This window comes from Tsukamurella sp. NPDC003166 (genome assembly GCF_040611135.1).
GTDB lineage: Bacteria > Actinomycetota > Actinomycetes > Mycobacteriales > Mycobacteriaceae > Tsukamurella.
In genome coordinates this window covers 168,324-186,810 of sequence record NZ_JBEXNL010000005.1, presented here as the reverse complement: position 1 = coordinate 186,810, position 18,487 = coordinate 168,324, and the positions used below count along the sequence as shown (strand labels likewise).

Below are 18,487 nucleotides of genomic sequence, written 5' to 3'. Positions count from 1 at the left end.
CCGCGGATCCGTCGCGGCGCTAGCCGATCCGTTCGATCGACACGACCGGCGTGGTGATGCGCCAGGTCCGCACGTCCGGGTCATCGGCCGCGCGCACCCAGAACTGAGCCGACTCCCCGACCCGGCAGCTCTTGATGCCGAGGAGCGGGATGTCCTCCGAGTCGCGCCGGAGCGCGCTGATGCTCCACTGCTCGTCCTCCGAGTCGCCGCCGATCCCGGGGGCGCGCATCAGGGTCTTCTCTGCCAGATCCACCACGTAGGTCGACGTGCGGGTCTGCACGGTCCAGACGCCCTCGGTCAGATCCGGGGCCAGCTCGCTGACGGTCCTCACAGGCGAAATATAGCGTGTCGGGGCGTCAGGCGGTGGCAGGTACGCCGAGCAGCGCGTCGACGGCGGCGCCCACGGCGGCCGGAGCGCCCGCGTCCGGACCACCCGTCGAGAGGGCCTTCTCGGCCCACGCATCGATGGCGGTGAGCGCGTGCGGGGTGTCGAGGTCGTCCGCCAGGTACCGGCGGACCCGGGCGATCAGCTCGGCACCGTCGGGGCCCGACGGTGCCGCGAAGGCCCGGCGCCACAGGTCCAGGCGCGCCTGCGCCCGCTGGAGCACCGCGTCGGACCACGGCCGGTCCTGGCGGTAGTGCCCCTCGAACAGGCCGAGCCGGATCGCGGCGGGGTCGACGCCCGCACGCCGCAGCTTCGAGACGAAGACGAGATTCCCGCGGCTCTTGGACATCTTCTCGCCGTCCAGCCCGATCATCGCTGCGTGCACGTAGTGCCGGGCGAAGCGACGCTCGCCCGTGGCGGCCTCGACATGCGCGGCCGAGTACTCGTGGTGCGGGAAGATCAGGTCACTGCCGCCGCCCTGGATGTCGAAGTTCGCGCCGAGGCGGTTCGCCGCGATCGCGGCGCACTCGATGTGCCAGCCGGGCCGGCCGGGCCCCTGCGGCGAGGGCCACGACGGCTCGCCGGGCCGCTCCGCGCGCCACAGGATCGGGTCGATGCGCTCCTGCTTGCCCGGACGGTCGGGATCGCCGCCGCGTTCGGCGAAGTACTTCTCCATCGTGGCGCGGTCGTAGCCGGACTCGTAGCCGAACTGCTCGGTGGCGCCGGAGCGGTAGTACACGTCCGGGAAGTCGGGGTCGTCCACGACGTATGCGGACCCGTTGTCCAGGAGTTTCCCGACGTACTCCACGACCTCGCCGACCGACTCCACCGCGCCGATGTAGTCGCGCGGCGGGATCACCCGCAGGGCCTCCATGTCCTCCCGGAACAGGTCGATCTCGCGGGCGCCCAGATCGCGCCAGTCGATGCCGTCGCGCTCCGCCCGCTCGAACAGCGGGTCGTCCACGTCGGTGATGTTCTGCACGTAGTGCACCTCGTGGCCGTTGTCCCGTAACACCCGGTTGACCAGGTCGAACGCGAGGTATGTGGCGGCGTGCCCCAGGTGGGTGGCGTCGTAGGGCGTGATTCCGCACACGTACATCCCCGCCACCGCGCCGGGGTTGACCGGGCGCACCGCCGCGTCGGAGGTGTCGTGCAGACGCAGCGGGACCGACGGTCCGGGCACGCTGGGAACGGTGGGGGTCGGCCAGGAACGCATGCCCCCACCCTATGCGCCGGTGCGTCGACGTGGATTTCGGGCCGGAAACATCGGGCCCGGCGCGCCGAACAACACTCCGCGCGACCCGTCCGAATGCCTCCCTGCACCGCTCCGGAGCAGCACGAACGCTGTGCCGCAGGAACTCTCAGCAAACTCTTGCCTCCGAACGCTGGTCATCGACGAGTCCGCGGGCCATGCTTACCGGACCTGGCCGACCCTGCGCCCTCGGAGGTGAACACGATGTCCCCCAGCCGTTTTGAGCGAGGACCCGAATCGGTGTCCACTGTCCGTGCCCGGCGGGCCTGAGACCTGCCGCTCCTCTCGAGCCACGTTCGTCGAACACGCCCTCGGTAGCGAGGGCGTGATGTCAGCCATCCGCACCAGGAGGTGTTCGCCATGCACGGAGACTGCCCGATCCGATTCACCGATGACAACGGCGCGACCCTGTGCGATGTCACCGACGTGCTCCTCCCCGCGGAACTGCGGTGGTACCAGCTGCTCCTGGTCGGCGGGGTCGTGCTCGCCGTGATCTGGCGACGGCTCGCGGACGCCCGGCCGGTCGACGGCCCGCCCCTGACCACGCCCGAGCTGGCGCGCCTGCGCGACGCGCGGGCACCCGTGGTCGCGGCCCTGGGCATGCTGCGGGCCGGTGGGCACGTGACCGCGGACGGCCGAGCGGACCCGGCGCGACCACTGGGCCCGCTCGCCGACCCGTTCACCCGGGCCGTTCTCGCCCGGTTGGCGGCCGAACCCGCCCGTACCGCGAACGAGCTGGCGGCCGATACCGGCGAGGAGCGTGCGGCCCTGGAGAGCTCGCTCGCCGCGCGCGGGCTGTGGCGCAACGGTGAGGTCCGGTGGCGCATGCGGGTCGGAGCCGCGCCCGTCACCGCCGTGGTGGCCGCAGCCCCGTTCCTCGTGTACCGGGCGACCGCCTCCAGGAACGTCGAGGACGCCCTGCGGGTGCCCGGCATCGTCGTCCCCGCCATGATCCTCGGGATGTTCGTCCTGCCGCGACTGTGGAGCGTCTCCCCCGAGTCGCGTGCGGGGAATCGACTCGTCGCCGACGAGCGGAAGCGATTCGACTACCTCGCGCCGTCGCGCCGGCCGTCGTTCGCGACCTACGGCGCGGCGGCGGTGGGGCTCTCCGTGGCGTTGTTCGGCACCGCCGCGGTCTGGCAGCTCGACGATGCGTTCGCGGGTTCGGTCGAGCTGGCCGGGAGTGCGGAGGCCTCTGGCGACGGTGGCGGGTCGTGTGGGGGCGCGTCCTGCGGCGGGGACGGTGGCGGAGGAGGCTGCGGCGGGTGCGGGGGTTGTGGCGGCTGCGGTGGGTGCGGAGGATGAGCACCGTGACGCGCACCGTTTCCGCCCTCGGCGACCTCGGACTGGGGTGGCGCCGCGAGATCGCCGGCGTCATCGCGGACCTGCGGCCCGGGTTCTGCGAGGTGATCGCCGAATCGGTGCCGATCCGGCGCAGGCGTGCCGTCCCCGATCCGCTCCTCGTCGACCTGCGCGACCGCGGCGTCCCGCTCGTGCCCCATGGCGTGGCCCTCTCGCTCGGCGGGGTCGACGAACTCGAGCCCGACCGGGTGCACCGGCTGGCCGCCTGCGCGGAGGCCTTCCGTGCTCCGCTCGTCAGCGAGCACATCGCCTTCGTCCGCGCGGGCGGCATCGAGGCGGGGCACCTACTGCCGGTACCGCGCACCCGCGAGGCGCTGGACGTACTGGTGCGCAACATCACCCGCATGCAGGACGCGCTGCCGGTGCCGCTGGCGGTGGAGAACATCGCGGCGTTCCTGCGCTGGCCCGAGGACGAGTACTCCGAGGGGCAGTTCCTCGCGGAGCTGCTGGAGCGGACCGGCGCCCTTCTGGTCCTCGACGTCGCGAACGTCTACGCGAACGCCCGCAACCGCGGGCTGGACCCCCGAGAGGAGTTGGCACGACTGCCCGTCGACCGGATCGCGTACGGCCACGTCGCGGGCGGATCGGAGGGCGGCGGCCGGTATCACGACACGCACACCGACCCGGTGAACGCCGGCGTGCTGGAGCTGGTCACGGCGCTGCGGGAGCGTGCGGACGTCCCGTTCATGCTCGAGCGGGACGGCCGCTACCCGCCTGCGACGGAGCTCTTCGACGAGCTCGACGCCATCGCCTCCGCGGCGGGGTGCGCGCCGATCACCGACGACGCGAGGAAGGCGTGGTCATGAGCCTGCGGGAACGTCAGGAGGCCCTGGTCCGGGCCCTGGTCGACGGTGGGCCCGTGCCCGACGGGTTCGATCCCGACGAGGTCGCGGCCGCGGGCGCGGTGTGCCGGCACAAGCGTGACGCCCATGCCGGACACGCGGAGGCGGCGCACCGTCGGCGCTGGTGGCGCAGGCCCGGACGCTGAACCGTCAGAAGGGCGGCCAGGGAATCGGCCGGCTGGGCGTCGGCAGGGGCATGGCGCCCAGGTCGATCAGCTCGGCAGCGCGCTCGATGAGGGCCTCCCGCTCCTCCTCGGTGATGAGGCCGGCGAGGTCGGGCGGCGCGGCGCGCAGCGCCTCCAGGTCGGCGAGCAGCTCGTCGGGCACGAGTCGCCCGGCCCAGCCCCACAGGACGGTGCGCAACTTAGGGGCGCTGTGCAGGCAGATGCCGTGGTCGATGCCCTGCACCCGGCCGTCCGGACTCAGCAGGATGTGGCCGCCCTTGCGGTCGGCGTTGTTGATGATCACGTCCAGGACGGCGAGCCGGCGCAGGCGCGGATCGTCGGCGTGGGCCAGCGCCACCTCCGCGATACCGTCCGGCGCGTCCGCATCCTCGGCGTAGCCCGTGAACACCTTCAGGTAGCCGTCGGGCACGCCGTCCAGCGGGAACAGATCCACCAGGTCGGGCGCTCCGTCCTCCGCGTCGGGCTCGTCGACCCAGCGCTGCACCATCCCCGGGCCGAGCGGGCCGTCGCGTAGGACGGTCTCGGGGATGAGTCCCCACCCCAGGGCCTCGGACACGCGGTACGACGCGACCTCGCGGCCGGCCAGCGTGCCGTCGGGGAAGTCCCACAGGGGCACCTCGCCGCGGACGGGCTTGTAGACCGCGCGCTCGCCGGTGTCGCCGAGCTCGCACAGCAGGGTTGCGTTGGACGCGCTGGTGATGCGGCCCAGGATCGTCAGCTCGGCGGCCTCGAGGTCCACCGTGCGATCCACCTACCGGTCCTCGTCGTCGGTGCCGAACGCCGCGCCGCGCCGATAACCGTTGAGGCGCACGCACATGTGGCCGTCGGCGTCCAGCGGCTCGCCGCACAGCGGGCACGCCGGTCGCCCCGCCCCGAGCACCTTCTCCGAGCGGTTCGCGAACTCCCGCGCGGCGACCGGGGTGAGGAACACCCGGACCGCGTCCGGGCCCTCCTCGGCGTCGTCCGCGAGCACCACGGACTCGTCGAGCTCCTGCTCGGTGATCGCCAGCAGCTCGATCACGACCGCCCGCTCCTCGGAATCCCAGCCCAGCCCCATCGTGCCGACCCGGAACTCCGGGTCGACGGGCATCACGAGCGGCTGCAGGTCCGTGACGGGCGTGCCCGCCGGCGGCATCTCCATGCCGAATCGGCGCGAGACCTCGTCGAGCAGGGCGGCGATGCGTTCGGCGAGGACCTCGACCTGCTGCTTCTCGAGCAGTACCGAGACGATCCGCGCGTCGTGCACGGCCTGTAGGTAGAACGCCCGGTCGCCGGGCTGCCCGACGGTGCCCGCGATGAACCGGTCGGGCGTCCGGAAAACGTGGACGGAGCGACTCATGCCTCGCCTCCCACGGTTGCCTCCTCAGCTGGACGTTTCGGCAGCGCGACGCTACCGGACGAGTTCACGCACTGCACCAGCGGGCGGTTCGGGCCGTAGGTCACGATCGACACCGAGGCCGGTGCGACGAAGATGCGCTGGAACTGGTCGAGGTGCGTGCCGAGCGCGTCGGCGATGACCGCCTTGATGACGTCGCCGTGGCTGCACGCCACCCACACCGCGCCCGGTCCGTACTGCTCGGTGTACCGACGGTCCGCCTCGCGCACCGCCGCGACGGCGCGCGCCTGGACGTCGGCGAGGCCCTCACCGTCCGGGAAGACTGCGGCCGAGGGCTGCTCCTGGACCGTCTTCCACAGGGGCTCCTGCAGCAGGTCCTTGATGGCGCGGCCCGTCCAGGCGCCGTAATCGACCTCGATGAGCCGCTCGTCCACCTCCGGCGTGACGCCGTGCGCAGCGGCGAGCGGCGCGAGGGTCTGCTCGCAGCGCAGGAGCGGCGAGCGGACGGCGGCCACGATGTCGACATCGGCGAGGCGGCCGACGAGATCGGCGGCCTGCGAGCGGCCCGTCTCGTCCAGCGCCACGCCCTCGCCGCGCCCCGCGAGCACGCCGGAGGTGTTCGCGGTCGAGCGGCCGTGGCGGAGCAGGATCACGGTCATGCTCCAGAGTCTATGCGCGGCCGCCACGTACGCTATTTGAAAGTGTTCCGCGCACCGCCGTGCATACCGTGCGATGCGCATCGTCGAAGGAGGAGCGATGACACTTCCCCCGTCCCCGGCCGGCCCGTCCGGCCCCTGGTCACCGTCGCGCACACCCGTCGAACGGCCGCTGCAGGCGCCGATCCCGCCGCTCCGGCCCGGCGAACCGCCCCGGCTGTACGGACCGCCCGTCGCGCCGCCCTCCGGCACCGATTTCATGTTCGGCGGGTTCTGGCCGGAGAAGGACCTCGCGCCGCGGCCCGCGCTGTTGGCAGCGGCGGCCGTGATCGGGGTCGTGGCGGCGGTGATCCTGCCCTACCACTACGCGGTGTCGCTCGCGGGCCTCATCGTGGTGGCCGCCCTGCTCCTGGTACCGCTCGGGATCTCGCGGCACCGGGCGCGGCCGTACACCGGGCTGGTCGCCGCGCTCGGCGCCGCGCTGGTCTCGCTCATGGTGCTGCGGGCCGCGGGCTGGCTGACCGCGCTGGCGTTGCTGGTGCTCGTGCCGCTGGTCTTCTCCGCGCTCTCCGCGGGGAGAACGGTCCTCGACCTGCTCACGGCCGCGGTGATGTGGCCGCTGTCGCTCCTGCGCGCGGCACCGTGGGCGCGGCGGACCGCCGGGACCGTCCGGTCCCTGCCCGTCGGGTGGCCGGTGGTGCGGACCGCCGCGCTGTGCGTGGCGGCGCTGCTCGTGTTCGGGGCGTTGTTCGCCACGGGCGACGCGGTGTTCGGGTCCTGGGTGCAGGCCCTGATGCCGACCTTCGACGGCGGATCCGTCGTCCTCCGAGTGCTGGTCGCGGCGGCGATCGGCGCGCTGGCGCTGGGCACGCTGTACACGGCCGTCAATCCCCCGCGCCCCGTGCACGCGCCCGGTATCCCGGCCGGACCGTCGCGGACCGTCCGGCGGTTCGAATGGCTCGCCCCGCTGGGCGTGGTGATCGCGATGTTCGCGGGTTTCGTCGCCGCGCAGGCCACCACGATGTGGGCCGGGCACGACTACGTGCAGCGCACCGCGGGCGTCACCTACGCCGAGTCGGTGCACAAGGGCTTCGGCCAGCTCACCGTCGCGACGCTGCTGGCGCTCCTGACCGTCGCGTTCGTCTGGTGGGCCGCGCCGCGGGAGTCGAGGTCCGACCTGGCCGCTCTCGCTGGTGCTCTCGGTGCGTTGTGCGCGCTCGCCCTCGTCGTCGTCGTGTCGGCGCTGTACCGGATGCACGTCTACCAGCAGGCCTACGGCTTCACGACGCTGCGGCTGGTCGTCGACGCCTTCGAGCTGTGGATGGGGCTGCTCCTGCTGCTCACGATGGTCTGCGTGGCCGTGCGCCGCGTCGGACGACTGCCGCGGGCGGCGCTGGCGTCGGCCGCACTCGTGGTGATCGGACTCGGCTGGATGGATCCCGAGGCCTGGATCGCCGAGCACAACGTCCAGCGGTACGAGGACACCGGCAAGGTCGACACCGCGTACCTCGCCACCCTCGGCCCCGACGCGCGCGCGGCGATCGCGCGGCTCCCGATCGACGTCGCACAGTGTTCGGTTCAGAAGGGCCCCCGGAACGGGTCGTGGATCGAGTGGAACCTCGGCCGCGACCGAGCGCGCGATGTGCACCTGGACAGCCGGCTCTACCACCCGGAGTGCAACCCGAACCGGGAGGGCCAGGTCCGCTGACCGGCGTCGCCTACGCGGTCACCGCGGCCCGGGCGAGGGCTGCCGCCGCGGCCACGGCATCGTCGGACGCGGGCAGCAGGGGCAGCCGAACGGCGGGCGTCGCGATGCGGCCCTGCACGGCGAGGACTCCCTTGATGACGGTCGGGTTCGGCTCGGCGAACAGCGCGGTCGCGAGCGCGGCGAGCGCGCCGCCGAGGACGCGAGCCTCCTCGATCCGGCGCTCCCGCCACGCGCCGACCAGTGCGGCGAACTCCCCCGCCGCGACATTCGCGCCGGCCGAGATCGCGCCGTGTCCGCCCAGTGCGAGGACCGCGCCCACGAACGGGTCGTCGCCCGCGAGCACCGACACGCCGGCGGGCAGCCCCGTTCCGATCTCGGCGAGCAGCCGCACCGTCGTCTCCGTGACGCCGCCCACGGCGTGCTTGAACCCGGCCACCCCGTCGAGCTCGGCGAGCCGCAGCAGCGTCTCCGACGAGAGCGATCGACCGGTGCGCTGCGGGACGTCGTAGACGATCACGGGCACGGGGCTCTCCCCCGCGATCCGCCGGTAGTGCTCGACGACACCCGCCTCGGACGGCCGGGTGTAGTAGGGCACGACGACCAGCGCGAAGCCGGCGCGCCGGTCGACCCCGCGCAGCAGGTCGGCGGTGCCCGCCGTGGCGTTGGTCCCCACGCCCACGGTGAAGACGGCGCCGTGCTCCGCGCAGACCCCGCCGATGAGGTCGACGACGGACGCCCGCTCGGGGCCGGTGAGCGTCGCGGGCTCGCCGGTGGTGCCGAGGGCGACGAGGCCGTCGGCCCCGTCGGCGAGGGTGTCGTGCGCAAGGCGCTCGAGCGAGACGAGGTCGACGGTGCCGTCCGCCGCGAACGGCGTGACGAGGGGGACGTGGAGGCCGGTGAGCTGCATGGCTATAGGTTCCGGCACGCCGAGCGGCAGGTCCAGCGCGAGAATTCGATGTCGAGCATAAGCTGACCTGATGCTCGACGTTCATCGCCTCCGCCTGCTCCGCGAACTCGCCGAGCGCGGCACCATCGCCGCGGTGGCGCAGGCACTCGACTACACGCCGTCGGCGGTGTCGCAGCAGCTCGCGACCCTGGAGCGCGAGGCGGGGCGGCCGCTGCTGGAGCGCACCGGGCGCAGCGTCCGGCTCACCGAGGCGGGCCGAGTGCTCGTCGGGCACGCCGACGCGATCCTCGAGCGCCTCGAGCGGGCCCGGGCCGACCTCGACGCCCTCAGCACGGAGGTCACGGGAGAGTTGCGGATCGGCGCCTTCGGCTCGGCCATGCGGACCGTCGTCACGCCCGCGCTACTGCGCCTGTCCCGCGACCACCCCCTGCTGCGCGTGCGCGTGACGGAGATCGACCCGGCCACCGCCCCCGAGGAGCTGCGGTCACGGCGGCTCGACGTCGCGCTCCTGCAGCGCTACGACTGCCTGCCCGTGCGCACCGACCCGTCGCTCGACACCGAGCCGCTGTTCGACGAGGCCGTCCACCTGGCCGTCCACCGCGACCGACCGCGGACGCTGGCCGAGTGCGCGGAGGAGCGCTGGATCTCCGGCACCGTCGGCACGATGTGCGACGAGGCCACCGTCCGGACCTGCGAGAACGCCGGGTTCACGCCGCGGGTGCGGCACCGGACGGACGACTTCCCGGCGGTCCTCGCCCTCGTCGCAGCGGGCCAGGGCGTGGCCGTGATCCCCGATCTCGCCGCGGTCGACGTCCCCGCGGAGGTGCTGCTCGCGCCGCTCGAGGTGGCCCGGCACACCGCGCTCGCCTACCGGCGCGGCGCGGCCCGCGACCCGCTCATCGGGGCAGCCCGGCGGGCGCTCAGGTCGCGCTGACCACGCCGCCCCACAGCAGGCCGAGCACGAGCACGCCCACCAGAATGCGGTAGCCGACGAACCAGTTCAGCGAGTGCTTGGCGACGAAGTTGAGCAGCCAGGCGATCGCGGCGTAGCCGACGACGAAGGCGATGACCGTCGCGACCAGCAGCTGCGGCCCCGAGGCGTGCAGTCCGGGGCCGCCCTTCTCGAAGGCATCGGGCAGGCTGAACAGGCCCGACGCGGTGACCGCCGGGATCGCGAGCAGGAACGACAGCCGCACGGCCGCCTCGCGCCTGAGCCCCAGGAACAGGCCCGCGCTCGACGTCGCGCCGGAGCGGGAGACGCCGGGGATCAGCGCCAGGCACTGCGCGAGGCCCATGAGGATGCCGTCGCGGGCGGTGACCTGCTCCAGCGGCCGCTGCCGGTTCGCGAAGTACTTCGAGCTCACCCACTCCGCCGCGAAGATGACCACCGAGAACACGATGAGCATGGTCGCAACGAGATACAGGTTGCGGGCAGCGGTCCGGATCTCGTCCTTGAGCAGGTAGCCCAACACGCCGATCGGGATCGTGCCGATGATCACGTACCAGCCGATCCGGTAGTCGACGCCGCGCTCGGCCCTGTCGAACAGGCCGCGGAACCAGGCCACGACGATCCGGTAGATGTCCCGGGCGAAGTAGATCAGCACCGCCAGCTCGGTGCCGAGCTGCGTGACCGCGGTGAACGACGCGCCCGCGTCGTCGCCGAACCAGATCCCCGACACGATCCGCAAGTGCCCCGAGGACGAGACGGGGAGGAACTCCGTCAACCCCTGCACCACACCGAGCACGATCGCCTGCAACCACGTCATGTCCACCGGGGCAGGCTACCGGGCGGACCGGCGATCGGCCGGGCGCGGTAGCTTCGAGGGATCATGACCCGCACATTCGCGTCTCGAATCGCCACCCTCACCGTCGTCGCCGCGGTCGCCCTGGCCGGGTGCTCGACGACGCCCTCGCGGGAGAGCCGCCCCACGATCGTCCCGGCGCAGGCCGCCGTCGCGCCGGAGCCGACGGTGCCGCCCGCCGGCACGGTGTCGCCGTCCGGCGCGGGCGAGGGGCTCGCGTTCGATCCCGTCGGTCGTCGGCTCGCGGCGATCGTCGGGAACGAGGTGATCGTCTACGACGTCGACGGTGGGCTCAGAGAGGTCGGTCGGTCGACGCTGTCCGCGCGCCCGAGCCAGGTCGTCCCGAATCGCGACGGTGGCTTTCTCATCGCGGCCGGTAAGCAGGCCGTCGTGCTACCGCGGAATACCGGCGCCGACGGCTCCGTCACGGTCGGTAGCAAGACCTTCGACGTCGATGCCGATGTGCTGACCGTCGCCCCGTACTCGCGCGACGGCGTCACCGTGCTCGCGGGCACGAAGAACGGCGAGATCGTGGCGCTGGGGGCACCGTCGGGCCCGAAGACCATCACCGGCCCCGTCGAGGCGAGCAGGATCCTGGTCCACGGCTCCGACGTCGCCGTCGTGGACCGCTTGCAGTCGTCGATCACCACCGTCGACGTGCCGGGCGGGAAGATCGGCAAGGGCCTGCGCGTGGGCCGCGGTGTCACCAATGCGGCGGTCGACCCGAACGGGCGGGTCTTCGCCGTGGACACGGGGAAGAACCAGGTCATCGGATACACCGTCGCGCCGCTGATGGAGCGCTTCCTGTACCCGGAGGCGGGGTCGCCGTGGGCGGTCGACTACGACGCGACCGGCAAGCTCATGTGGGTCACCCGCACGGCGACGAACCAGGTGGTCGGGTACGCGCTCGGCTCCGGCATCCCTGAGCAGCGCAAGCTGTACCCGACGGTGCGCCAGCCCAACGCGATCGCCGTCGACGCCAAGACCGGGACGCTGTACGTGCAGTCGGCCACCGGCGCCGGCATCCAGGCGATCCCGACGCGATAGGGAACGGACATTGACCACCAGCACCCGGAGCGCCCCCGACGAGGACGAGTACGATTTCCTGCCGTTGCGATTGCCGCGGGAGGTCTCCCGGGTGACCGCGGCGATGCGGCTCACCATCGAAGCGGAGTTCGGTGGGTGGGAGCTGTCTCGCGTGCGGCTGTACACCGACGGATCGCGGCGGGTGCTGCTGCGCCGCAAACGCACGAAAACGTCCGGCATGCTGCCGCCGGACGCCACGAAGGGGTTGTGAACGCCATGTCAGAGTTGTCCCAGGTGGTGTATCGCTCGCTCCTGCGAGTGATGTTCCTGATCTCGCCGGAGCGCATCCACCACCTGGTGTTCGGCCTCATCCGCGGGACCACCGCCGTGCCACCCGTCCGGGCCGCGATCCGACGGGGCCTCGCGCTCCGCGATCCGATCCTCGAACAGACGGTGTTCGGCGTCCATTTCCCCGCACCCGTCGGCCTCGCCGCCGGCTTCGACAAGAACGCCCGCGCCGTCAACGGCTGGGGCGCCCTCGGCTTCGGCTTCGCCGAGATCGGCACCGTCACCGCGCACCCGCAGCCCGGCAACCCCACGCCGCGCCTGTTCCGGCTCCCCGCCGACCATGCGCTGATCAACCGGATGGGCTTCAACAACTACGGCTCCGGTGCCGCGGCGAACGAGCTGCGTAAGCGCGACGCGGGGCCGACCGCGGTACCAATCGGCGCCAACATCGGCAAGACCAAGGTCACGCCGCTCGAGGGCGCCGCCGACGACTACCGGATCAGCGCCATGCTCCTGGGACCGCTCGCCGACTTCATCGTGGTCAACGTCTCCTCGCCGAACACCCCCGGTCTGCGCGACCTGCAGGCCACCGAGTCGCTGCGCCCGGTGCTGCAGGCGGTCCTCGACACCGTCACGGTTCCGGTCCTGGTGAAGATCGCCCCCGACCTCGCCGACGAGGACGTCGACGCGGTCGCCGACCTGGCGGTCGAGCTGGGTCTGGCCGGGATCGTGGCGACCAACACGACCATCAGCCGCGCGGGGCTGGACACGCCGGCCGTCGAGGTCGACGCGATCGGCGCCGGCGGGTTGTCCGGTCGTCCGGTCAAGGAGCGCTCGCTGCAGGTGCTGCGCCGGCTGTCCGCCCGCGTGGGTGATCGGCTGGTACTCATCTCCGTAGGCGGGATCGAGGACGCGGACGACGTCTACGCGCGCATCCGCGCCGGTGCCTCGCTGGTGCAGGTGTACACGCAGTTCATCTACGGCGGACCGCTCTGGACCCGGTCCGTGCACAAGCAGCTCGCCGCCCGCCTGCGGGCCGACGGCTTCGCCTCGATCTCCGACGCCGTCGGCGTCGATCGCTGAACTGACCCGGCCACGACGAAGGCCGCGCCCCGGATCACGGGGCGCGGCCTTCGTTCGGTGTCAGAGCTGCTCGTAGACGGGGGTGATCCGTGCGCGAGCGATCGCCGTTCCGAGGAGGTTGAAGCCGAGGAACGCCGGGCTCGCACCCTCCGGCAAGTCCAGCCTCTCCACGCTCAGCGCGTGCACGACGATCATGTACCGGTGCGCGCCCGTTCCCGGAGGCGGAGCGGCACCCAGGAAGCGCCCCAGCCCGCCGTCGTTGTTCAGGGTGACGGCGCCTTCAGGCAGGGAGCCGGGCTCACCGTTGCCCGCGTCCTCCGCCAGCGACGTGACAGCAGCCGGGATGTTGGCGACCGCCCAGTGCCAGAAGCCCGAGCCGGTGGGGGCGTCGGGGTCGTACAGGGTGACCACGAAGGACTTGGTCTCGGCGGGGAAGCCCGACCAGGACAGCTGCGGCGAGACGTCGTCGCCGCCGGCGCCGAAGATGCCGCTGAGCTGTGGCGTGGCCAGGGTCGCGCCGTCGGCCACCGTCGAGGAGGTGAGCTCGAACGACGGCAACTGCGGCAGAATCGAATAGGGGTCGTACTTCTCGGACACGCTCTCTCCTTGCTTGGGGCGATCGGTGGTCAGGAGTTCATCAGGAAGTGCTCGAACACCTTGGTGCCGAACAGTAGCGACTCGACGGGCACCCGCTCGTCGACGCCGTGGAAGAGCGCCGCGAAGTCCAGCTCTTCGGGCAGTTGCAGCGGCGCGAAACCGAAGCAGCGGATGCCGAGCTTGGCGAAGGCCTTGGCGTCGGTTCCGCCCGACAGCATGTACGGCACCGTCTTGCCCGCGGGGTCGAACGCGAGGATGGCGTCGTTCATGGCGTCGACGAGGTCCCCGTCGAACTGGGTCTCGTAGGAGTCGAGCTTGGTGATCCACTCCCGCTCGATGTCCGGACCCAGGATCTCGTCGAGCTCCTTCTCGAACGCGGCCTGCCGGCCCGGCAGGACGCGGCAGTCGATGACGGCCTCGGCGGTCTGCGGGATGACGTTCGCCTTGTAGCCGGCCTTGAGCATGGTGGGGTTGGCGGTGTCGCGGAGGGTGGCGCCGACGATGCGGGCGAGGCCGCCGATCTTGGCGAGCTGCCCCTCGAGGTCCGGCCCGTCCAGGTCGATGTCGACCGTCGACTCGCGGTCCAGGGCACGGAGGAAGGCGATCACGCTGTCCGTGAGGACCAGCGGGAACGTGTGCCGCCCCAGCCGTGCGACCGCCTCGGAGAGCAGCGTCACCGCGTTGTCCTCGTGCACGAACGATCCGTGACCCGCCCGCGCCTTCGCGGTCAGGCGCATCCACCCGAGGCTCTTCTCGGCGGTCTCGACGAGGTACAGGCGCTTCTTGTCGCCCGCCGGGGTGTCGACCGTCAGCGAGAAACCGCCGACCTCGCCCACGGCCTCGGTGACCCCCGCGAACAGGTCCGGTCGGTGCTCGACCAGCCAGTGCGAGCCCCAGGTGCCGCCGGCCTCCTCGTCGGCGAGGAAGGCGAAGGTGATGTCGCGCGGCGGGACCGTGCCCGTGGACTTCAGCTGGCGGGCCAGCGCGAGCATGATGCCGCACATGTCCTTCATGTCGACCGCGCCGCGGCCCCAGACGTAGCCGTCTTCGACGGCGCCGGAGAACGGGTGCACGCTCCAGTCGGCGGGCTCGGCCGGCACCACGTCCAGATGGCCGTGCACGAGCAGCGTGCCGCGCTTGGGGTTGGCGCCCTTGAGGGTGGCGAACACATTGCCGCGGCCGGGCTGCCCGGACTCGACGTACTCCGTCTCGTAGCCGACCTCCTCCAGCCGCGCCTGGACCCACCTGGCGCACTCCTCCTCGCCCCGGGTGGTCTCGAGCTCACCCGTGTTGGAGGTGTCGAAGCGGATCAGGGAGCTCACGGTCTCGACGACCTCGTCGAGCGCGTTCACGTCAGTCGTAGCCACGCCCTGTATTTAACACGTCCCGCACCGGCACTGTGGCTCTCGCGGGTGGCCCGACGTGGCGATTTGGATTCCCGGGGCGCCGTGGATTACGGTTAACGAGCTTCCCAGCGCGGGTGGCGGAATGGCAGACGCGCTAGCTTGAGGTGCTAGTGTCCTACTAATGGACGTGGGGGTTCAAGTCCCCCTCCGCGCACAGAACGAAAACCCCGGCTCCGGCCGGGGTTTTCGCGTTTCACGGCGGCTCATCGCCGAGGCGGTGCCGACCTGATCGTCGCGAGGCAGTGATCACCGGCGAGGAACGATTCCAGGCTCACCAGTTCCAGGTCCGCGTCGTGCGCGCCGAGAACTCCTTCGATCATGCCGCGGTGCACGGCGCAGGTCACACCGGGCCGCCGTCGCGCGACCTCGAGGAACGGACAACGGTTCAGGCGGATCCCATCGGCGCGCCGCTCCGGTGCGAATCCCGCGTCGTCGAGCAGCTCGACAAGGTCCGCGAGGGAGTCGCTGGACGACCTCGCTCGCTGGGCCCCCCACACGCGTCCCGACCGCCGGGCGCGCTCGGCCGCGTCGGGCACGGACTCCAGCACGTCCACGAGCAGGTGCGCGAGGAGCGCGAAGTCGCGTGGGCCCGAGGGGTCCATCGCAGGCCGGGCGCGGTAGAGCATGCTGGGTCTGCCGGGGCCGTCCGACGGTGCGGCGGCCGCCTCGACGAGCCCGTCCTCGGCGAGGGCGTGCAGGTGGAAGCGCACGGTGGTAGTCGGGACACCCGTCGTTCCTGCGATCTCCGCCACGGTCTGCGCCTCGTTCGCGGCGCGTACGTGCTGCAGCACCTTCTCGCGCAGGACCTTCTCGGGCATCGCGGGCGATCCTCTCGATTAATACAAGTCAATCTTGTATTAATCTACGCCCGCGCCGACTAGCGCACCAGCTGCGGCGCCAGCTCGATCCTGTGGCTCGGGTCCCAGGGCACGTCGCCGTGCAGGGACGAGAAGCTGTACTCGATCTGCTCGCCGCCGCGGGACTCGTCCAATCGCAGCGCCGCCAACTTCCCTCGCGCCAGCAGCCGGCCCTCCGCGTCGTAGATCCGCGCGTCCCGCTCGGTGACGGCGTCGTAGTCCGCGTGGAATGCCTCGTACAGCTCGCGTCCTGTGAACGTATCCATGTCTCCATGGTGCGCCCGATGACGCACGCGCGCCACGGAATCCCGCGCGATCGGCGAGCAGTCGGAACAGTTCGTCGGATCTTGTCCCCACCTCGAACCCCGCACGACGCGCGGTGGTCTGGCAGGGTGACGGACGTGCCCCGGTCGATCGAGTCCGTCCCGTTCCGCAAGCTGCGCGACATCACGCCCGTCTCGCGATTCGGGGTCGGTGGCACCGACCTCGGAATCCCCTGCCGCGTCGGCGACGACGTGCTCTACGTCTTCGGCGACACCTTCGAGGGCCTGAGCATCGGAGCAGGCGACTGGCGCTCCCCCGTCGGCCTGTTCGGCGACCGCGGCGGTGTCGTCCAGCGCCCCGCGGGCCCCGATCGACGCCGCGCCCGGCAGCTGCTCGACTACAGCCACGACACGGGCCGGTTCACCACCATCCTGCCGACCACCTGCATCGAGGTCGACGGCGCGCTGTATCTGCACACGATGCGGATGCAGAGCCTGGACACGGTGGTCCGGACGGGCCTGTACCGCAGCGACGACGGCGCGGAGACCTGGCGGGAGGTGGCGCAGTACAACGCCGGGCACGCGGACGGCTGCTGGTGCATGTGGGCACTGTGCCCCGCACCGGACGGCTACACCTACAACGTCTCGACCGGCGGCCTGAGCCGCGACAAGGGGCTGCGGCTGCACCGGATGCGCACCGAGACGCTGGGGACGCTGCGCGACGGCATCGACGTCGAGTGGGAGCCCTGGGGCTGGCGCGCGGAGACGGGCTGGGCGTGGGGCAACCCGCCCACCGACCTCAGCCTGGGGCGGGGCTACGGGGAGCTGTCCTTGTCGCTGGTCGAGGGCACGTGGGTGCTGACCTATTTCGACGCCGCCGGCTACCGGATCGCGGCCCGCTTCGCGGACCGGATCGACGGCGTGTGGTCCGATCCGGTCACGCTGCTCCACGGCAGCTCGTGGCAGGACGAGGACCACGCCGCGGGCCGGGTGGCGCAGCTCTACGGCGGATACCTGGTCCCCGGGTCGACGCTGCGTTCCGCGCGCCTCGTCGTCTCGCAGTGGAACACCGCCGTCGGCCACCCGTACAAGTCGATGATGTTCACCGGGGCACTCCGCTCCTGATCCGGACGGTTCGCCTCGATTCAGGCGATGCCGGGCACCTCGGTCGCCGCGAAATCGGCGAGTGCCTCGGTGACGATGTGCGGAACGTCACCGGACACGTTGACGGTGACGCCGAACTCGTCGGAGTCCAGCGGCTCCAGGATGCTCAGCTGCGAATCGAGCATGCCCGCCTTCATGAAGTGGCCCGCACGGCTCTGCATCCGCTCCTGCAAGAGCCCCTCGTTACCGGTGAGGAAGACGAAGTACACGCTGGCGCCGGCGGCCCGGATCCGGTCGCGATACGCCCGTTTGAGCGCGGAGCACGCCACGACCGTGGGCCTGCCGGCGATCATCTCGTCGCGCAGGTACGCCCCGATGGTTCCCAGCCACGGCCATCGGTCCTCGTCGGTGAGGGGATGACCGGCCGCCATCTTGGCGCGGTTCTCGTCAGTGTGGAAGTCGTCGCCGTCGGCGAAGCTCCGGCCCAGACGGTCCGCCAGTTCGGCACCCACCGTCGACTTCCCGGAGCCGGACACCCCCATCACGCAGATCTGGATCGTGGCCACCCGTCGAGTAGATCACGACCGTGCGGAGCACGCGGGCGAAGCGCGCAGGGAAGGTCCCCGGGGAGCGCCGGGCGGCCCGTCGCATAATTGACCGCGGCGACGAGCGGGGGTGAGAACGGATGTGGGTGCTCGGCGCTGTGGTCGTGGTGATCGTGATCGCGGCGGTCGGGGCCCTCGTCGCGGAGCGGATCGCCCGGGAGGGGCTCCGTACGAAGCTCGTGGGGATGTGCACCGACGTCCTCGGGGCGGCCCCGTCGGTGGTGCTCGACGTACGCCGGCCCGTACTCCTGCAGCTGCTGCAGCGGCGGCTGTCCGGGCTGGACATCACCACCCGGGACGTCGGCGCGGGGCCCCACGCCATCATCCTCGACGGCCACGCGCGCGGCGTCGCGCCGGTGCCCGACGGGCTGCGGGTCGACGCCCTCACCGCGACCGCCACGCTGCGGCTGTCGTGGATCCGCCACGTGGTCGAGGCCGCCCAGGCCGGCGGAGGGGTCGGCGGTATCACCGTCAGTTCGGTGACCCTGATACCGCGGCGGAAATCGCTGGGGATGACGGTCGGGCTGCCCGTCGCGTTCGGGCTCGGCGTCGACATCCGCGTGGTCGTCGCGGTCGGCGTCAAGGCGGGGCGCCTCACCTTCCGGGTGACCGACCTGTCCATGCCGATCGCCGTGATCCCGGTCCCGATCCCCGTCGCCTGGGCGATCGACTCGTGGGTCAAGGAGCTCCGCCCCACGGTGATCCCACCCGCCCTCGATGCGCTCACCATCACGAGGGTGCACTGGCAGAAGAAGTCGGTCACCCTGGACCTGTCGGCCAGTGACACGACGGTGCCCCTCCCGTCATGAGGGACACTGTTCGC

22 protein-coding genes and 1 tRNA gene are annotated in these 18,487 nt (G+C 71.8%); 11 read left to right on the top strand and 12 right to left on the bottom strand.

Annotated elements, in window-relative coordinates:
- Positions 1-19: 19 nt before the first annotated feature.
- The gene (locus ABZX10_RS08425; RefSeq protein ID WP_068569564.1) at positions 20-331 is read right to left on the bottom strand and encodes a hypothetical protein; all 312 of its coding nucleotides are present in this window, start codon (positions 329-331) and stop codon (positions 20-22) included.
- A 25-nt stretch (positions 332-356) separates the two neighbouring features.
- On the bottom strand, positions 357-1,601 hold the full coding sequence (mshC, locus tag ABZX10_RS08420; RefSeq protein ID WP_355537168.1) for a cysteine--1-D-myo-inosityl 2-amino-2-deoxy-alpha-D-glucopyranoside ligase: 1,245 nt from the start codon (positions 1,599-1,601) through the stop codon (positions 357-359).
- A 396-nt stretch (positions 1,602-1,997) separates the two neighbouring features.
- Between mshC and ABZX10_RS08415 the strand changes: the two genes are divergently transcribed.
- The 3 genes from ABZX10_RS08415 to ABZX10_RS08405 are packed head-to-tail and all read left to right on the top strand — an operon-like array spanning position 1,998 to position 3,987.
- A complete protein-coding gene (locus tag ABZX10_RS08415; RefSeq protein ID WP_355537165.1) occupies positions 1,998-2,942 on the top strand; it encodes a TIGR04222 domain-containing membrane protein in 945 nt (314 codons plus the stop codon).
- Positions 2,939-3,805 (top strand): DUF692 domain-containing protein, encoded by an 867-nt coding sequence (locus tag ABZX10_RS08410; RefSeq protein WP_355537162.1) that lies wholly within the window; start codon positions 2,939-2,941, stop codon positions 3,803-3,805. The genes ABZX10_RS08415 and ABZX10_RS08410 overlap by 4 nt, the downstream gene beginning before the upstream one ends.
- The gene (locus ABZX10_RS08405; protein ID WP_355537159.1) at positions 3,802-3,987 is read left to right on the top strand and encodes a hypothetical protein; all 186 of its coding nucleotides are present in this window, start codon (positions 3,802-3,804) and stop codon (positions 3,985-3,987) included. The genes ABZX10_RS08410 and ABZX10_RS08405 overlap by 4 nt, the downstream gene beginning before the upstream one ends.
- A 4-nt stretch (positions 3,988-3,991) precedes the next feature.
- On the opposite strand, the gene ABZX10_RS08400 is transcribed toward ABZX10_RS08405, so the two are convergent.
- The 3 genes from ABZX10_RS08400 to ABZX10_RS08390 are packed head-to-tail and all read right to left on the bottom strand — an operon-like array spanning position 3,992 to position 6,021.
- Positions 3,992-4,777, bottom strand: a complete 786-nt coding sequence (locus ABZX10_RS08400) for an SCO1664 family protein (protein ID WP_355537156.1) — start codon at positions 4,775-4,777, stop codon at positions 3,992-3,994.
- Positions 4,778-5,365: a DUF3090 domain-containing protein gene (locus ABZX10_RS08395; protein WP_355537153.1), complete on the bottom strand. Its 588-nt coding sequence runs from the start codon at positions 5,363-5,365 to the stop codon at positions 4,778-4,780.
- Positions 5,362-6,021, bottom strand: a complete 660-nt coding sequence (locus ABZX10_RS08390; RefSeq protein ID WP_355537150.1) for an MSMEG_4193 family putative phosphomutase — start codon at positions 6,019-6,021, stop codon at positions 5,362-5,364. The genes ABZX10_RS08395 and ABZX10_RS08390 overlap by 4 nt, the downstream gene beginning before the upstream one ends.
- A gap of 97 nt (positions 6,022-6,118) precedes the next feature.
- Between ABZX10_RS08390 and ABZX10_RS08385 the strand changes: the two genes are divergently transcribed.
- Positions 6,119-7,726 (top strand): DUF4173 domain-containing protein, encoded by a 1,608-nt coding sequence (locus tag ABZX10_RS08385; RefSeq protein ID WP_355537147.1) that lies wholly within the window; start codon positions 6,119-6,121, stop codon positions 7,724-7,726.
- A 10-nt stretch (positions 7,727-7,736) separates the two neighbouring features.
- Here ABZX10_RS08385 and dapA read toward each other — a convergent pair whose 3' ends face one another.
- Positions 7,737-8,633 (bottom strand): 4-hydroxy-tetrahydrodipicolinate synthase, encoded by an 897-nt coding sequence (dapA, locus tag ABZX10_RS08380; protein WP_355537144.1) that lies wholly within the window; start codon positions 8,631-8,633, stop codon positions 7,737-7,739.
- A 70-nt stretch (positions 8,634-8,703) separates the two neighbouring features.
- Here dapA and ABZX10_RS08375 point away from each other — a divergent pair, with 70 nt between their 5' ends.
- Complete coding sequence (locus ABZX10_RS08375; protein WP_355537141.1) at positions 8,704-9,567, top strand: LysR substrate-binding domain-containing protein; 864 nt, start codon at positions 8,704-8,706, stop codon at positions 9,565-9,567.
- On the opposite strand, the gene ABZX10_RS08370 is transcribed toward ABZX10_RS08375, so the two are convergent.
- Positions 9,554-10,399 (bottom strand): undecaprenyl-diphosphate phosphatase, encoded by an 846-nt coding sequence (locus ABZX10_RS08370; protein WP_355537522.1) that lies wholly within the window; start codon positions 10,397-10,399, stop codon positions 9,554-9,556. The two genes, ABZX10_RS08375 and ABZX10_RS08370, sit on opposite strands and share 14 nt — an antisense overlap.
- 63 nt (positions 10,400-10,462) lie before the next feature.
- Between ABZX10_RS08370 and ABZX10_RS08365 the strand changes: the two genes are divergently transcribed.
- The 3 genes from ABZX10_RS08365 to ABZX10_RS08355 are packed head-to-tail and all read left to right on the top strand — an operon-like array spanning position 10,463 to position 12,832.
- On the top strand, positions 10,463-11,482 hold the full coding sequence (locus ABZX10_RS08365) for a hypothetical protein (protein WP_355537138.1): 1,020 nt from the start codon (positions 10,463-10,465) through the stop codon (positions 11,480-11,482).
- A gap of 10 nt (positions 11,483-11,492) precedes the next feature.
- Positions 11,493-11,732, top strand: a complete 240-nt coding sequence (locus ABZX10_RS08360; protein ID WP_355537135.1) for a DUF5703 family protein — start codon at positions 11,493-11,495, stop codon at positions 11,730-11,732.
- 26 nt (positions 11,733-11,758) lie between these two features.
- The gene (locus ABZX10_RS08355) at positions 11,759-12,832 is read left to right on the top strand and encodes a quinone-dependent dihydroorotate dehydrogenase (protein WP_355537519.1); all 1,074 of its coding nucleotides are present in this window, start codon (positions 11,759-11,761) and stop codon (positions 12,830-12,832) included.
- Between the two features lie 60 nt (positions 12,833-12,892).
- Here the strand turns inward: ABZX10_RS08355 and ABZX10_RS08350 are convergent, their stop codons facing one another.
- Together ABZX10_RS08350 and ABZX10_RS08345 are read right to left on the bottom strand one after the other, a co-directional pair.
- Positions 12,893-13,429 carry a YbhB/YbcL family Raf kinase inhibitor-like protein gene (locus ABZX10_RS08350; protein ID WP_355537132.1) on the bottom strand — a complete coding sequence of 179 codons (537 nt, stop codon included), beginning with the start codon at positions 13,427-13,429 and terminating at the stop codon, positions 12,893-12,895.
- 29 nt (positions 13,430-13,458) lie between these two features.
- Positions 13,459-14,796, bottom strand: a complete 1,338-nt coding sequence (locus ABZX10_RS08345) for a M20/M25/M40 family metallo-hydrolase (protein ID WP_355537129.1) — start codon at positions 14,794-14,796, stop codon at positions 13,459-13,461.
- A gap of 107 nt (positions 14,797-14,903) precedes the next feature.
- Between ABZX10_RS08345 and ABZX10_RS08340 the strand changes: the two genes are divergently transcribed.
- A tRNA-Leu gene (locus tag ABZX10_RS08340) sits at positions 14,904-14,989 on the top strand.
- A 49-nt stretch (positions 14,990-15,038) separates the two neighbouring features.
- Here the strand turns inward: ABZX10_RS08340 and ABZX10_RS08335 are convergent.
- Together ABZX10_RS08335 and ABZX10_RS08330 are read right to left on the bottom strand one after the other, a co-directional pair.
- Positions 15,039-15,653: a helix-turn-helix domain-containing protein gene (locus ABZX10_RS08335; RefSeq protein ID WP_355537126.1), complete on the bottom strand. Its 615-nt coding sequence runs from the start codon at positions 15,651-15,653 to the stop codon at positions 15,039-15,041.
- 59 nt (positions 15,654-15,712) lie between these two features.
- Complete coding sequence (locus ABZX10_RS08330) at positions 15,713-15,958, bottom strand: hypothetical protein (protein WP_068569551.1); 246 nt, start codon at positions 15,956-15,958, stop codon at positions 15,713-15,715.
- Between the two features lie 126 nt (positions 15,959-16,084).
- Between ABZX10_RS08330 and ABZX10_RS08325 the strand changes: the two genes are divergently transcribed.
- Positions 16,085-17,080, top strand: a complete 996-nt coding sequence (locus ABZX10_RS08325; RefSeq protein ID WP_355537122.1) for a DUF4185 domain-containing protein — start codon at positions 16,085-16,087, stop codon at positions 17,078-17,080.
- Positions 17,081-17,100: 20 nt separating this feature from the next.
- Here ABZX10_RS08325 and ABZX10_RS08320 read toward each other — a convergent pair whose 3' ends face one another.
- Positions 17,101-17,601 carry a gluconokinase gene (locus tag ABZX10_RS08320; RefSeq protein ID WP_355537516.1) on the bottom strand — a complete coding sequence of 167 codons (501 nt, stop codon included), beginning with the start codon at positions 17,599-17,601 and terminating at the stop codon, positions 17,101-17,103.
- A 143-nt stretch (positions 17,602-17,744) separates the two neighbouring features.
- On the opposite strand from ABZX10_RS08320, the gene ABZX10_RS08315 reads away from it, so the two are divergent.
- The gene (locus ABZX10_RS08315; protein ID WP_355537119.1) at positions 17,745-18,473 is read left to right on the top strand and encodes a hypothetical protein; all 729 of its coding nucleotides are present in this window, start codon (positions 17,745-17,747) and stop codon (positions 18,471-18,473) included.
- Positions 18,474-18,487: the final 14 nt, after the last annotated feature.

What these genes read in the sequence shown, in the direction of transcription:
- mshC (WP_355537168.1), bottom strand. Translation starts at nt 1,601, where the DNA reads ATGCGTTCCTGGCCGACCCCCACCGTTCCCAGCGTGCCCGGACCGTCG.
- ABZX10_RS08415 (WP_355537165.1), top strand. Translation starts at nt 1,998, where the DNA reads ATGCACGGAGACTGCCCGATCCGATTCACCGATGACAACGGCGCGACC.
- ABZX10_RS08410 (WP_355537162.1), top strand. Translation starts at nt 2,939, where the DNA reads ATGAGCACCGTGACGCGCACCGTTTCCGCCCTCGGCGACCTCGGACTG.
- ABZX10_RS08405 (WP_355537159.1), top strand. Translation starts at nt 3,802, where the DNA reads ATGAGCCTGCGGGAACGTCAGGAGGCCCTGGTCCGGGCCCTGGTCGAC.
- ABZX10_RS08395 (WP_355537153.1), bottom strand. Translation starts at nt 5,365, where the DNA reads ATGAGTCGCTCCGTCCACGTTTTCCGGACGCCCGACCGGTTCATCGCG.
- ABZX10_RS08390 (WP_355537150.1), bottom strand. Translation starts at nt 6,021, where the DNA reads ATGACCGTGATCCTGCTCCGCCACGGCCGCTCGACCGCGAACACCTCC.
- ABZX10_RS08385 (WP_355537147.1), top strand. Translation starts at nt 6,119, where the DNA reads ATGACACTTCCCCCGTCCCCGGCCGGCCCGTCCGGCCCCTGGTCACCG.
- dapA (WP_355537144.1), bottom strand. Translation starts at nt 8,633, where the DNA reads ATGCAGCTCACCGGCCTCCACGTCCCCCTCGTCACGCCGTTCGCGGCG.
- ABZX10_RS08375 (WP_355537141.1), top strand. Translation starts at nt 8,704, where the DNA reads ATGCTCGACGTTCATCGCCTCCGCCTGCTCCGCGAACTCGCCGAGCGC.
- ABZX10_RS08370 (WP_355537522.1), bottom strand. Translation starts at nt 10,399, where the DNA reads ATGACGTGGTTGCAGGCGATCGTGCTCGGTGTGGTGCAGGGGTTGACG.
- ABZX10_RS08365 (WP_355537138.1), top strand. Translation starts at nt 10,463, where the DNA reads ATGACCCGCACATTCGCGTCTCGAATCGCCACCCTCACCGTCGTCGCC.
- ABZX10_RS08335 (WP_355537126.1), bottom strand. Translation starts at nt 15,653, where the DNA reads ATGCCCGAGAAGGTCCTGCGCGAGAAGGTGCTGCAGCACGTACGCGCC.
- ABZX10_RS08330 (WP_068569551.1), bottom strand. Translation starts at nt 15,958, where the DNA reads ATGGATACGTTCACAGGACGCGAGCTGTACGAGGCATTCCACGCGGAC.
- ABZX10_RS08320 (WP_355537516.1), bottom strand. Translation starts at nt 17,601, where the DNA reads ATGGGGGTGTCCGGCTCCGGGAAGTCGACGGTGGGTGCCGAACTGGCG.
- ABZX10_RS08315 (WP_355537119.1), top strand. Translation starts at nt 17,745, where the DNA reads ATGTGGGTGCTCGGCGCTGTGGTCGTGGTGATCGTGATCGCGGCGGTC.